This window comes from Pectobacterium zantedeschiae, from assembly GCF_004137795.1.
GTDB classification, from domain to species: domain Bacteria; phylum Pseudomonadota; class Gammaproteobacteria; order Enterobacterales; family Enterobacteriaceae; genus Pectobacterium; species Pectobacterium zantedeschiae.
The window spans coordinates 1,995,560-2,008,826 of the sequence record NZ_NWTM01000001.1 but is presented as its reverse complement, the minus strand read 5'-3'; the positions used below and the strand labels follow the sequence as shown (position 1 = coordinate 2,008,826).

12 protein-coding genes are annotated in these 13,267 nt (G+C 46.9%); 9 read left to right on the top strand and 3 right to left on the bottom strand.

Annotation, left to right across the window (positions count from 1 at the left end; genetic code table 11):
- Window positions 1-15 precede the first annotated feature (15 nt).
- Window positions 16-1,425 carry a mannose-1-phosphate guanylyltransferase/mannose-6-phosphate isomerase gene (locus CLR69_RS09155; RefSeq protein ID WP_129713365.1) on the top strand — a complete coding sequence of 470 codons (1,410 nt, stop codon included), beginning with the start codon at window positions 16-18 and terminating at the stop codon, window positions 1,423-1,425.
- Between the two features lie 12 nt (window positions 1,426-1,437).
- Window positions 1,438-2,808 (top strand): phosphomannomutase CpsG, encoded by a 1,371-nt coding sequence (gene cpsG / locus CLR69_RS09150; RefSeq protein ID WP_129713364.1) that lies wholly within the window; start codon window positions 1,438-1,440, stop codon window positions 2,806-2,808.
- 75 nt (window positions 2,809-2,883) lie between these two features.
- Here the strand turns inward: cpsG and rfbD are convergent, their stop codons facing one another.
- The 3 genes from rfbD to rfbA are packed head-to-tail and all read right to left on the bottom strand — an operon-like array spanning window position 2,884 to window position 5,139.
- Entirely contained in the window at window positions 2,884-3,735 is an 852-nt protein-coding gene (rfbD, locus tag CLR69_RS09145; RefSeq protein ID WP_129713363.1) for a dTDP-4-dehydrorhamnose reductase, read from the bottom strand.
- Window positions 3,732-4,268 (bottom strand): dTDP-4-dehydrorhamnose 3,5-epimerase, encoded by a 537-nt coding sequence (rfbC, locus tag CLR69_RS09140; protein ID WP_129713362.1) that lies wholly within the window; start codon window positions 4,266-4,268, stop codon window positions 3,732-3,734. Before rfbC ends, rfbD begins: the two co-directional genes overlap by 4 nt.
- Window position 4,269: 1 nt before the next feature.
- Entirely contained in the window at window positions 4,270-5,139 is an 870-nt protein-coding gene (gene rfbA, locus CLR69_RS09135) for a glucose-1-phosphate thymidylyltransferase RfbA (protein WP_129713361.1), read from the bottom strand.
- Window positions 5,140-5,379: 240 nt separating this feature from the next.
- Here rfbA and CLR69_RS09130 point away from each other — a divergent pair, with 240 nt between their 5' ends.
- From CLR69_RS09130 to CLR69_RS09100, 7 genes are all read left to right on the top strand, one after another.
- The gene (locus CLR69_RS09130; protein WP_129713360.1) at window positions 5,380-6,276 is read left to right on the top strand and encodes a sugar phosphate nucleotidyltransferase; all 897 of its coding nucleotides are present in this window, start codon (window positions 5,380-5,382) and stop codon (window positions 6,274-6,276) included.
- Window positions 6,277-6,506: 230 nt separating this feature from the next.
- A complete protein-coding gene (gndA, locus tag CLR69_RS09125; protein ID WP_129703766.1) occupies window positions 6,507-7,913 on the top strand; it encodes an NADP-dependent phosphogluconate dehydrogenase in 1,407 nt (468 codons plus the stop codon).
- 430 nt (window positions 7,914-8,343) lie between these two features.
- Window positions 8,344-8,637 (top strand): hypothetical protein, encoded by a 294-nt coding sequence (locus tag CLR69_RS09120; RefSeq protein WP_129703768.1) that lies wholly within the window; start codon window positions 8,344-8,346, stop codon window positions 8,635-8,637.
- 75 nt (window positions 8,638-8,712) lie between these two features.
- The gene (locus CLR69_RS09115; RefSeq protein WP_165346013.1) at window positions 8,713-9,393 is read left to right on the top strand and encodes a YjbF family lipoprotein; all 681 of its coding nucleotides are present in this window, start codon (window positions 8,713-8,715) and stop codon (window positions 9,391-9,393) included.
- A 9-nt stretch (window positions 9,394-9,402) separates the two neighbouring features.
- Window positions 9,403-10,185 carry a capsule biosynthesis GfcC family protein gene (locus tag CLR69_RS09110; protein ID WP_129703770.1) on the top strand — a complete coding sequence of 261 codons (783 nt, stop codon included), beginning with the start codon at window positions 9,403-9,405 and terminating at the stop codon, window positions 10,183-10,185.
- Window positions 10,182-12,317, top strand: coding sequence for a YjbH domain-containing protein (locus CLR69_RS09105; RefSeq protein WP_129713358.1), 2,136 nt, complete (start codon window positions 10,182-10,184; stop codon window positions 12,315-12,317). Before CLR69_RS09110 ends, CLR69_RS09105 begins: the two co-directional genes overlap by 4 nt.
- Before the next feature lie 389 nt (window positions 12,318-12,706).
- Complete coding sequence (locus tag CLR69_RS09100; protein ID WP_129713357.1) at window positions 12,707-13,264, top strand: chorismate mutase; 558 nt, start codon at window positions 12,707-12,709, stop codon at window positions 13,262-13,264.
- Window positions 13,265-13,267: the final 3 nt, after the last annotated feature.

The following is a 13,267-nucleotide window of genomic DNA, read 5'->3' as shown; positions in this document are numbered from 1 at the left end:
ATATAAGGATGTAACATGATTGTTCCCGTTATTATGGCAGGTGGCTCCGGTACTCGCCTCTGGCCACTATCCCGTGCCTTGTATCCCAAACAGTTATTGGCATTGCACAGCGATGTCACCATGTTGCAAGCTACGATTAGTCGATTAGCTGGATTTGAATCAGAAGCCCCGCTCGTTATTTGTAATGAGGCGCACCGTTTTATTGTTGCTGAGCAACTTCGCGAATTGCGTTGTGAAGGGAAAATTATTCTTGAGCCATGTGGCCGCAATACGGCACCGGCGATTGCTGTGGCTGCGTTGCAAGCCATGCGCTCATCCCCTGATGTTGATCCCATCTTGCTGGTGTTAGCCGCAGACCATGTCATTGAGAATGAGGCAGCCTTTACGCTAGCCGTAAATCAGGCACAGCAGCTTACTGCCTTGGGGAAATTAATTACCTTTGGCATTGTCCCGACTGAAGCACATACGGGATATGGCTATATTCGTCGAGGCATCAGTGTTAATGATGTGGCATTTACCGTCGATTGCTTTGTTGAAAAACCGGATGCGAGCACCGCAGAAGCTTATGTTTCATCAGGTGATTATTATTGGAACAGCGGTATGTTCATGTTCAAGGCGAGTGTCTACTTGAATGCGCTGAAAGAATATCGGCCTGACATCTTTGCTGCTTGTGAGCAGGCTTGTGCCAACTCGCGTGAAGATCTGGATTTTACTCGTCTTGATGAAGCCGCTTTCACAAATTGCCCAGACGATTCTGTCGACTATGCTGTCATGGAGAAAACCAGTGATGCGGTAGTTATTCCATTGGCTGCGGGATGGAGTGATGTTGGTTCATGGTCATCGCTATGGGACATTTTAGAAAAGGACGAATCGGGTAACGTTAATATTGGTGAGGTAATCGCGCTTGATAGCCATAATAACTACATCTCTTCTGACTCTGCATTGGTTGCAACAATCGGCATTGATGATGTTGTCATTGTTAATACCGGAGATGCGCTTTTGGTCGCCGCTAAAGATAGATCGCAAGATGTAAAAAAAGTGGTTGATCGGCTGAAAGAAAGTAATCTCCATCACTACCGTGAACACTCCGAGTCATTTCGTCCTTGGGGTAAAATTAGCAATATTGATTCTGGTGACCATTACCAGGTAAAAAAAATAATCGTGCATCCTGGGCATGGCCTCTCTTTGCAACAACATTTTCATCGTGCAGAGCATTGGGTTGTGTTAGTGGGCACTGCCAAAGTCAATATTGATGAAAAAGAGTTTTTCCTTTCAGAAAATCAATCTACGTTTATTCCGCCTGGGGCTGTTCATACTTTAGAAAATCCTGGTGTTATTGATCTTGTAATGATTGAGGTACGTTCAGGACACTATTTGGCTGACGATGACATCGTCAGACTGCAAGATCGATATGGCAGAATATAAAAGGTATTATTGATGTCTACGCTCACCTGTTTTAAAGCCTATGATATTCGGGGTCGCCTGGGCGACGAACTTAATGAAAATATTGCTTACCGGATTGGTCGGGCTTATGGCCAATTTACCAAAGCAAGAAATGTTGTTGTTGGAGGCGATGTCAGGCTAACCAGCGAAAGTTTGAAATTAGCGTTGTCCGATGGCTTACGGGATGCGGGGACAAACGTATTAGATATCGGATTAGTCGGTACAGAAGAAATCTATTTCGCGACACACCATCTGGGGATTGACGGAGGCATTGAAGTTACCGCAAGCCATAACCCAATTGATTACAATGGAATGAAATTGGTTTGCAAAGGTGCGAAGCCAATTAGTGGTGATTCGGGCTTGCGCGATATTCAGGTACTGGCAGAGAACAATGTTTTTACCCCAGTTCTTGCCGAAGAAAAAGGCGAGTACACAAAAATTTCTGTGCTTGATGATTATGTTCAGCATTTAATGACCTATATAGAGCCTGCGAATTTTAAACCGTTAAAGCTAGTCATCAACAGTGGTAATGGTGCAGCAGGACACGTTATTGATGCGCTGGAAGCATGCTTCAAGAAATTAAATATTCCTGTAACCTTTATTAAAGTACACCATCAGCCTGATGGCTCTTTCCCTAATGGTATCCCTAATCCGCTCTTACCAGAATGTCGAAAAGATACCTCTGATGCGGTTATCGCCCATTCTGCTGATATAGGAATTGCCTTTGATGGTGATTTTGATCGGTGTTTCTTGTTCAACCATCTTGGTGAGTTTATTGAGGGATACTACATTGTTGGTTTATTGGCCGAGGCTTTTCTCCAAAAAGAGCCCGGAGCCAAAATCATTCATGATCCTCGGTTGAGCTGGAATACCATTGATATCGTTAATTCTTGCCAGGGCAAACCGGTGATGTCAAAAACGGGGCATGCTTTTATCAAGGAGCGGATGCGGCAAGAAGATGCCGTTTACGGTGGAGAAATGAGCGCTCATCATTATTTCCGTTCATTCGCGTACTGTGATTCAGGAATGATTCCCTGGCTATTGGTCGCTGAATTGCTTTGTGTAAAAGATAAAAGCTTACGAGATTTGGTGAGTGAAAGGATGCAGGCCTATCCTGCGTCTGGAGAGATCAACTCTACATTAAGCGAACCCGTTAAAGCGATAGAACGTGTTAAAGCAGCATACTTGCCAGAAGCGCTGTCTATTGATGAAACCGATGGTATTAGTTTGGAATTTGAAGACTGGCGTTTCAATCTTCGTTCTTCTAATACAGAACCGGTTGTTCGCCTGAATGTAGAATCCAAAGCAAATAGCGCTTTAATGGTTGAGAAAACTGACGCAATTTTAAATCTGTTACGACAGTGATAGGTTATTTTTAGTTGTATGAATTATTAGTAAATTAAGACCTGCTTTATTTTTATAGTAAAGCAGGTCTTTCATTCAACGTGGCAGGGTTCGTGACAATGCTCCAACCCAGTCTGATGGTTTTATTGTCAATCTTGCGATTTTTTCACACGACAATGAAGAGTATTGAGGTCGATGTGCCGGGGTAGGGTACTGCTCAGTTGTTATCGCAGTTAATTGTGGTAGTTTATCGATAATGCCTTGCTGTTTTGCCATTCCAAAAATGATTTTTGCAAATTCATACCAGCTAACTTCTTTATCACCGCAATAGTGATAAATACCGCACTCCGCATTTTTCTCAATAAGAGAAATAATCGCCTGCGCTAAATCCCCTGCATAAGTTGGGCATCCCTTTTGATCGGCAACGATACTTAATGCGTCACGTTCTTTTGCCAGCCTCAGCATTGTCTTAACGAAATTATTACCGTATTCGCTGAACACCCACGCAGTACGTACGATGATCGCGTCTGGTAATGCTGCGGTTACCGCATGTTCACCAGCTAGCTTGGTTGCACCATACACGCTTAGCGGGTTGGTCTCCGTATTCTCGCTATAAGGTGTTGTTGCATTTCCGTCAAATACGTAGTCGGTCGAAACATGAATCAAACGAATTTTATATTTTGCAGCTACGGTTGCTAGGTTGGCTGGTCCTATCGCGTTGATGCGCTCCGCTAATTCCGGTTCGCTTTCTGCTTTATCCACAGCAGTATATGCAGCAGCGTTGACAATAGCATCAGGTTGATAGCGAGCAACAACAGCGTTGACCTGGTCTGAATTAGTGATATCCAGTTCTGCTGCATCGGTAGCATAAACTTGCCAGTCTTCAGGAAGGCGGTCCTGAAAACAACGACCCAATTGCCCATTTGCGCCTGTTAGTAATATTTTCACTTTGCTAGATCCTTGAGTAATTTACCTAATTTATCTTTCTCGGATAATAGCGGAGTTGATATTGGCCATTCGATGCCAAGCTCAGGATCGTTCCACAACAGGCAGCCTTCATCGCTAGGATCATAATAGTCTGTACATTTGTATTCGAAATCTGCGGTATCAGAAAGCACAACAAAGCCGTGTGCTAAGCCGGGTGGTAACCAGAATTGAGTTTTGTTCTCTTCAGATAGGAGTACGCCATACCATTTACCGTATGTTGGAGAATCTTGGCGAATATCAACTGCAACATCAAAAACTTCACCGCGTACAACGCGAACCAATTTTCCCTGTGGATTTGTTTTCTGAAAATGCAGGCCGCGCAAAACACCTCTGCTTGAGCGGGAATGGTTATCCTGAACAAAATCTAAATCAATATCCAGCATCTCCTGATAACGTTTTTTTTCAAACGTTTCCAGAAAAAAGCCTCGTGCATCACCGAACACCTTTGGCTGAATGATTTTTGCACCGTGAACAGCAGTATCAATGATTTGCATGTTATTTCTCTGTGATGAGTTGGGTTAAATATTGTCCATAAGACGTTTTGATCATCACTTTTGCTTCGTCGGCAACTTGCTGCTTAGATAGCCACCCTTTGCGAAATGCGATCTCTTCCAGACATGCAACTTTAAACCCTTGGCGTTTCTCGATGGTATGAATAAATTGTGACGCTTCAATCAGGCTATCGTGAGTACCCGTATCCAGCCATGCAAAGCCTCTTCCTAGCAGCTCAACATTCAATGTGCCTTGCTCAAGATACATTTGATTCAATGTAGTAATTTCTAACTCACCACGGTGCGATGGTTTTACCTGTTTCGCCATTTCAACGACATTTCTGTCATAGAAGTAGAGTCCGGTGACGGCCCAGTTAGACTTTGGTTTAATCGGTTTTTCTTCTATCGATAACGCTCTGAAATCCTGATCAAATTCGACAACGCCAAACCGCTCGGCGTCGGTGACTTGATAACCGAAGATTGTTGCCCCGTCTTCTTTAGCTGCAACGGCTTCAAGTTTTTTACCAAAGCTCTGGCCGAAATAAATATTATCACCGAGCACCAACGCACAGCGTTCTCCATCGATGAATTCTTCACCGATGATAAAAGCTTGGGCAAGTCCATCAGGACTAGGTTGAATCGCGTAACTAAGCTCAATGCCAAAACGGCTTCCGTCGCCCAAAAGACGTTGAAATGCTGGCATGTCCTCAGGTGTAGTAATAATCAGTATTTCACGGATACCTGCTAGCATGAGAACCGAAATGGGGTAATAAACCATCGGTTTATCATAAATCGGCAGTAACTGCTTAGACACTCCGCGAGTAATTGGGTATAAGCGAGTACCACTTCCCCCCGCGAGCACGATCCCTTTCATCAACTAGTCCACCCTTTATTTCATTAAGAATATCTCTAAATAGTCCCTCTATTATATCACTCTACTCCACCAGAATTGTCTGATGTATCAGAAAAAGTCGCTACCTGAGATCGCTTTGTGGCCGATTGGGTGTAATCTTAGCGTCATGCGTGGTGTTGCGGTATTACCCCCGCTGAGTGAAAACGATCGGCCAGATCAAAACAGTTAGATAAAAACCATCAGATTGAAGAGAGTCAATCCATGACATCATTGAAAGCTATTATCCCTGTAGCAGGTTTAGGGATGAATTTGTTACCGGTGACCAAGGCCATTCCTAAAGAAATGTTGCCACTGGTTGACCGCCCCGTGATTGAGAAAATCGTCAACGAGTGTGTGAGGGCGGGGATTACAGAAATTGTTCTGGTGACGCATGCGTCGAAAAACGCTATCGAAAATCATTTCGATACTTCGTTTGAACTTGAGTCTTTGCTGGAAGAGCGCGCTAAGCGTCAATTATTGGCCGAAGTTCAGGCCATCTGTCCTAAAGGCGTGACGATCATGAACGTCCGCCAGGGGGAAACGCTGGGATTAGGGCATGCTGTCTCCTGTGCTCGTCCAATCGTTGGGGATAATCCGTTTGTGGTAGTACTGCCCGATGTAGTATTGGATGAAAATACGGCCGATCAGACGAAGGAAAATCTGGCGCGGCTGATCTCTCGTTTTGAAGAGACGGGACGCAGTCAGGTGCTGGTAAAACATCGTCCTTATGAAGTGCTGCCAGAGTACTCTGTCGTCGATTGTGAGAAACCGCTGGTGAATCCGGGCGATGCTGCCGCCATTACGTCGATGATTGAAAAACCTGAAGCACCATCTGAAACGGGGTCTGACCTTTCTGCGGTAGGACGCTATGTCTTGACTGCCGATGCTTGGCCTCTGCTGGAGAAAGCGCTTCCTGGTGCATGGGGACGTATTCAGTTAACAGATGTGATTGCCGATATGATTGCGACTCAGCAGGTTGATGCTGTACAGATGTCGGGTAAGAACTTTAACTGCGGTCGTAAATTGGGTTACGCACAGGCGTTTGTGTCTTATGGATTACGTAATCCTGAATTTGGTGCCGAATTTAAAGAAAGTATTAAGGCGCTGCTGAAAAAGTAATATTGAGTGGTAACATGCTGTAAAACCGCAGATTGTTGAATCGTTCTGCGGTTTTTTCTTTTCCCCGCCATACGTTCCGATTGGGCGCGCTTTCGCTATCAAACCAATCACTACCCACTCATGCAAAGCTGAGTTACCATGTTGGCCTGTTTTTAAATTGCTTGCGAGGTCGCAACGCGAGGCGTTGTCGTCGTTGCAGACAGGTTATCCTTCAGACAGGAGTTGTTGTAATGTCCAAACAGCAAATTGGCGTTGTTGGTATGGCGGTGATGGGGCGCAATTTGGCGCTGAACATTGAGAGCCGTGGCTATAGCGTTTCCATTTTTAACCGTTCTTCCGATAAAACCGATGAAGTTATCACGGAAAATCCGGGTAAAAAACTGGTGCCTTCTTACACCGTTGAAGAGTTTGTCGAATCCCTGGAAAAACCGCGCCGTATTCTGCTGATGGTGAAGGCCGGTGAAGCAACCGATAAAACGATTGAATCGCTGAAACCTTATCTGGAGAAGGGCGATATTCTGATCGATGGCGGTAATACTTTCTATAAAGATACCATTCGCCGTAACCGTGAGCTGTCTGCTGAAGGGTTTAACTTCATTGGTACTGGCGTATCCGGTGGGGAAGAAGGCGCGCTGAAAGGACCTTCCATCATGCCGGGTGGTCAGAAAGAAGCCTATGAACTGGTTGCACCTATTTTGGAAAAGATTGCCGCGCGTGCTGACGGCGAAGCTTGTGTAACCTACATTGGCGCTGATGGTGCAGGTCACTATGTCAAGATGGTGCATAACGGCATCGAATACGGTGATATGCAACTTATTGCTGAGGCTTATGCACTGCTCAAGCAGGCATTGAATCTGGACAACGACGAGCTTGCTACGACGTTCTCTGAGTGGAACAAAGGCGAGTTAAGTAGCTACCTGATTGAAATCACAGCCGATATCTTCAAGAAAAAAGATGAAGAAGGTAAATATCTGGTTGATGTGATTCTGGATGAAGCTGCCAACAAAGGTACTGGTAAATGGACCAGCCAAAGCTCTCTGGATCTGGGCGAACCGCTGTCTCTGATCACGGAATCCGTTTTTGCTCGTTACCTTTCTTCACTGAAAGATCAGCGTGTTGCTGCGTCTAAAGTGCTGACTGGCCCGACGGCTCAGCCATTTGGTGGTGATAAAGCCGAGTTTGTTGAGAAAGTGCGCCGCGCGCTGTATCTGGGTAAAATCGTTTCTTATGCTCAGGGTTTCTCGCAGTTGAAAGCGGCATCAGACGAAAACAACTGGGATCTGAACTACGGCGAAATCGCCAAGATTTTCCGCGCTGGTTGCATCATTCGTGCACAGTTCCTGCAGAAAATCACCGATGCGTATGAACAGAAAGCGGACATCGCTAACCTGCTGCTGGCGCCTTACTTCAAGAAAGTGGCGGACGAATACCAGCAAGCGCTGCGTGATGTGGTCTCTTACGCTGTTCAGCAAGGGATCCCGACTCCGACGTTCTCTGCGGCGATCGCCTATTACGACAGCTACCGCTCCGCCGTCCTGCCTGCTAACCTGATCCAGGCTCAGCGCGACTATTTCGGCGCGCATACCTATAAGCGTACAGATAAAGCAGGTGTATTCCATACCGAATGGTTGGAATAATCATTTCTTATGCTTAGATAATACCGTTTGTTAATAAAACGCCAGATTAAGAAATATCTGGCGTTTTTTGTATTTGTGAATCAATGGATTGATATCGTTAAGATATCTATGACTTTTTTTCCAAAATACTGTAAATTTTATTAAAGAAATCTGCTTTTTTACCGAGATCATTGCTGTTTATTACACTGGGATCTTGCTATTTTTAACAGTGTTGCAAAAATTGAGTGGTAGTTTTGTTTTCTGCTGCTGCTTATCAGAGGTGGTTTGACTGCCATCGAACTGTGTTCATTACTGGGAGGATCCCGGTAACGGTTGGTAACGAGGCAAATAGAGATGTGTTTGCTGTTGTGCTGGCTGAAATGAAGGACGGGGTATGGTCTTTTCGACGGTACTCCACCCTGAAGTACTTCATGTTAAAAAGGAAATCGTAATGAAGAAAACGTTAATCGCGCTGGCCGCTGTTCTGGCTATGTCGTCAAACGCGTTTGCTGTTGATGGCGTCTCCAGCGCAACCGCTGCTGGTACCACTACCACCACGACTACCAGCGCAAGTGTTGGTGCTGCTGCTGGTGCTGCTGGTGCCGGTGCTGCTGCTGGTACTACTGCACTGATTGCTGTTGGTGTTGCTGCCGCTGTTGCTGTTGGTGTTGCTGTTGCTGTTTCCAGCAATGACAACAACGATGCTACAAGCACAACGACGGTAACTACCGGTACTCGTAGTTAATTCCGTTTCAATTCTAAGGCCACTTCGGTGGCCTTTCTTTTTCCAGGCTGCGCTGTTCAACGAGAACTGCATTTCATGACAAAAATAAAACGAATGGCAAAGGTACGTTCGCTGATTGCCATACCTCTTTTATCTATTGTGTTGACTGGCTGTTCCCAAAATGTGGAGCAGGTGGGGAAAACGTTCAAACTGGCGTTTTTTGGTCAGGATGATACCCATGTGACGGCCCAACAGGTTGCCAATACACCCTATGCGTCGGCCTATTTGAAAGTGGGAGAGGCACCACAGGCGTTTGTTGTTCTCGCTTTTGCCGAGCAGAATCAGTTGAAATGGATCGGGGCCGATAAAAACATGCTAGCGACCCAACATGGTCGTGTAGTAAAAACGCAGGGCTTCGGCGAAGACATTACCTATGTGGATAACCTGCAACAGGATCCGCTGACATTAGGTCTATTGAAGACATCAACACCAATGACATGGCAAAGCCGGGTTGAATGGTCTCAGGTTTTCCGCGGTGGTTACGATACTCAGTCCGTTTTTCATGCCCGTGGCAAAGAAACGATAAAAATTCTGGATACCTCACGTGAGCTGCTGCGCTTTGATGAGCAAGTTACCGTTCCCGCTTTAAATGAATCTTACATCAATAGCTACTGGCTTGATCCGGCTAACGGAAGTGTGGTCCAAAGCCAGCAGTATATGGGGCCGGATATGGCATTGGTTACATTCACCGTATTAAAACCCTACGTACAACAATAAGGGGCTGCTATGTTGGCACTCAATCGTATCGCTACCTTGTTGCTGCTGGTTTCCGGCGTCGCGACGTCTGCACAACTGACGGTGAAATCGCCTCAAGAGACGATCGCCGTTGTTAAACTGGATGACGGTACGCGTCTTGAAAAATTTTACGAACAGGTTTCCTGGCCACAGAATATCAACTGGCAAACGGCGTTTATTTCTGATTTTGCGACAACGCAGAAGGTTCGTGCCCAGGGAGATGTCTTGCTGCAAAAGCTGGCAGAGCTCGAAACACGTTGGCGTAACTCTGGTGACGGTGATTTGGCCATTTCCGCGTGGCTTCTGAGAAAGACGATTAGCCCGATTAATGTTGCGGGTCGTATCCGTACGAATCTGGATCCTGACCATGTGCGTGTCTATATAGAAAATAATCGCCCTCTGGTAGGGGAATATGCCCTGTATGTGGCGCCCCATAATGACAAGCTGTCGCTTATAGGTCTGGTGAATACCTCCGCCGATGTGGGTGAGCTGGAAACGTCGGGGGCAGTTGCGCTGCGCGCCGGGTGGTCGGTTGAGGATTATCTCTCTGGGCGGCGGCTTTTAGCTGGAGCAGATAACAGTTATGGCTATCTGATTGGAGGAAATGGCCAGTGGCGCAAAGTACCGCTAGCGCTGTGGAACCGTCAGCATAGCGAACCTGCCGCAGGCGAAACGATCTTTATCGGTTTCAATCCTTCTGTTTTACCTCAGGATATGTCATCACTTAACGATCAGCTTGCTGACTACCTTGCTAACCGGATCCCACTCGAATGACCAAAAACAGAAACGTTAAACTAGGCTGTCTGTCGTTGGCGATTGGCAGCATCCTGAGTGCGCAGGCGATGGCGGCTGAAACAGAAAACAGCCGTACTGCGACGAACCCGAATCTGCGTTTTCAGCCTGCTGGCGTATCGCAATATGATTTCGGTGGCACGGGCTTATTGCAGACGCCGACAGCACGCATGGCGGAAGTGGGCGAATTTAGCCTCAATTACCGTGACAATGAAGAGTATCGTCGTTACTCCGTGTCCCTTCAGCTGTTCGACTGGCTGGAAACGACGGTGCGTTATACCGATATCCGTACCCGGCTTTATAGTGGCGATGCGTCTTTCAGCGGTAGTCAAACCTACAAGGACAAAGCCTTCGATCTCAAGGCGCGCTTGTGGCAGGAAAGTTACTGGATGCCTGAGGTATCGCTGGGGTTGCGTGATATTGCCGGTACGGGGCTGTTCGATAGCGAATATCTGGTAGCCAGTAAGCGTATGGGGCCGTTTGATTTCACTCTGGGTATGGGATGGGGAAATATGGCCGAAAGCGGCAATATTAAAAACCCGGCCTGTTCACTGAAAGCCAGCTTCTGTAATCGTACTGAAAGTACAGAGACGGGGCAGTTTGAAGTGGGAAACTTCTTCCATGGCCCGGCGGCACTGTTTGGCGGCGTAGAGTACCAAACGCCTTGGGATCCGTTGCGCCTAAAGCTAGAGTATGACGGTAACGATTACAGTGCGGAACGAACTTCACCCGATGGTCGACCACAGCAGCTTAAACATGATTCTCCTTTCAACATCGGCGCGGTTTACCGCGTGGGCGATATACTGGATACCACGTTGTCGTGGCAACGGGGCAATACCCTGATGTGGGGTTTTACCCTGCGTACCAACTTTAACAGTCTGAAGCCAAACTATTTAGACGACGCACCGCCCGTGTATGCGCCGGTGCAGGATGGTAAAGGAACAAATTGGCAGCTCGTTTCGAAAGAACTGAATGATAAGGCAGGCTTTAAGGACGCCGATATTTACGCGGACCAAAAGCAGGTTACCATTGTTGCCGATCAGACAAAATATCGTGATAGTGAACAGGCTACACAGCGTGCCGCTACAGTATTGGCGAACCATGTACCGGGTAGTATTGATGAATATCACATCGTTCAGCGCAGCCAGCGTTTACCGATTGCCAGCACGGAAGTTGATGCCAAAGCCTTCCATCAGGTTCAGCAGGCTGCCGTTCCGCTTGGTCAACCCGAACCTGAAACACATCGCAAAGAACAGGTATCTGACGTGCGTGGTCAGCAGGTGTTGCTTGCAGAACCCGATCGTCTGACGTATTCATTAGATCCGGCGCTGGTGCAGTCTTTCGGTGGCCCTGAATCCTTCTACATGTATCAGGTTGCTCTGAAAGGTAACGTTGACTACCGACTCAGCGATCACTGGAGCGTGGGGGGAACGGCGACGCTGAACTTGGTAAATAACTATGACAAGTTCAAGTATAAAGCACCGCCAGCGGACGGCGCAGCGCTGCCGCGAGTCAGAACCTGGGTACGTGAATATTCTACTTCTTCCGATCTGTTATTGACCAATCTGCAATTGACTCGTAGGGATAATCCTGCGCAGGACTGGTATACACAGGTCTATGGCGGCTATCTGGAAATGATGTATGCCGGCGTCGGTTCTGAAGTACTGTATCGTCCGTTTGGTAAAAGCTGGGCGCTGGGGCTGGATGTTAACTATGTCAAACAGCGTGACTGGAACGATATCATGAGGATGGCCGATTATGATGTGGTGACAGGCCATCTTACCGCGTACTGGGAGTTGCCGTTTGTCGAAGGTGCAGTGGCGAAAGTAAGTGTGGGTCGTTATCTGGCTGGTGATAAAGGGGTAACCCTCGACCTGTCTCGCCGCTTTGACAGCGGGATTGTTGCCGGGGCCTTTGCAACCAAAACCAACGTCAGCGCTGCTGAATATGGTGAAGGGAGCTTTACCAAAGGCTTCTACGTCTCTATACCGTTTGATCTGTTGTTCACTGAACCGACGGTAAAACGTGGAGCAGTCGGTTGGGTACCACTCACGCGTGACGGTGGCCAAATGCTACAGCGCCGTGGCTCGCTGTATGGACTCACCGATCACTAATCGATCCCCGTTCGTTCAGGGTTAATCAAGCCCGTCATGGCCAAGTGCCACGACGGGCTTTTTTGTGCGCCTTTGCTTTACGGAATAATGTCATTTAATAACAAAATTGAACTATTTCATTTGGTTATTGTTTGTATCTTAATCATGTGGCTTTCAGATAAAGCAATTCGGTGCTGTTATCCGTAACTTATTGGTAATTTAACGACTTAATCGCGGTTATCGCGACAGAACGGGAAATTCTCAAGATGAAGTGTGTCCTGTAGGTAATGATTGAAATAGTTTCGTCATGGAAGGTTCATGTAGCGAAATCTATTATCTCCTGCCGCAATGGCGAAATAAAAACATAGCCATAAATGTTCATGGCAGTGCTGACAGGAGAGTGCAACCCAATGAATTTGCCTATTTCCGCTGTTATCTCGTTAGTGATGAGTTCTGCCTGGTGTCTCCCTCTGCACGCGACCGTGCAGGATAACCCTCTTGGTATCTATCAACTGATTCAGGAGAGGATGGTACTGATGAAAGATGTTGCGGGGTACAAAGCCCGCCAACACCTGCCGGTTGAGGATTTGAAGCAAGAAGAACGTATTTTGAGTAAGGCGCGGGAGCAATCGGCTACCGTTGGTTTATCTCCTCAGAGTACACAGTTGTTTTTTACTTCATTAATGAATGCCAGCAAAGCCATTCAGTATCGCTACATGGCGGACTGGCTTTCGACACCTGAGAGCGACTGGACACCCCTTTCGCTGAACGACACGATCAGGCCCACGTTACTCACGATTGACGACCAACTCCTGATTAGTATTAAACGTTATCTCTCGAATGGCGGGCATTTTGCGCCTCAGCAAGAGGCCACGTTTCTTTCTTCTATTAATGTTGAGCATCTGTCACAGAACGACAAACGCCAGATTTATGCGGCATTGAGTCACATTGAACCAGACGGCAAATAGCTG

Bases quoted from the DNA above. Each gene is read 5' to 3' on its own strand.
- CLR69_RS09155 (WP_129713365.1), top strand. From the start codon at position 16: ATGATTGTTCCCGTTATTATGGCAGGTGGCTCCGGTACTCGCCTCTGG.
- cpsG (WP_129713364.1), top strand. From the start codon at position 1,438: ATGTCTACGCTCACCTGTTTTAAAGCCTATGATATTCGGGGTCGCCTG.
- rfbC (WP_129713362.1), bottom strand. From the start codon at position 4,268: ATGCAAATCATTGATACTGCTGTTCACGGTGCAAAAATCATTCAGCCA.
- rfbA (WP_129713361.1), bottom strand. From the start codon at position 5,139: ATGAAAGGGATCGTGCTCGCGGGGGGAAGTGGTACTCGCTTATACCCA.
- CLR69_RS09130 (WP_129713360.1), top strand. From the start codon at position 5,380: ATGACATCATTGAAAGCTATTATCCCTGTAGCAGGTTTAGGGATGAAT.
- gndA (WP_129703766.1), top strand. From the start codon at position 6,507: ATGTCCAAACAGCAAATTGGCGTTGTTGGTATGGCGGTGATGGGGCGC.
- CLR69_RS09120 (WP_129703768.1), top strand. From the start codon at position 8,344: ATGAAGAAAACGTTAATCGCGCTGGCCGCTGTTCTGGCTATGTCGTCA.
- CLR69_RS09115 (WP_165346013.1), top strand. From the start codon at position 8,713: ATGACAAAAATAAAACGAATGGCAAAGGTACGTTCGCTGATTGCCATA.
- CLR69_RS09110 (WP_129703770.1), top strand. From the start codon at position 9,403: ATGTTGGCACTCAATCGTATCGCTACCTTGTTGCTGCTGGTTTCCGGC.
- CLR69_RS09105 (WP_129713358.1), top strand. From the start codon at position 10,182: ATGACCAAAAACAGAAACGTTAAACTAGGCTGTCTGTCGTTGGCGATT.
- CLR69_RS09100 (WP_129713357.1), top strand. From the start codon at position 12,707: ATGAATTTGCCTATTTCCGCTGTTATCTCGTTAGTGATGAGTTCTGCC.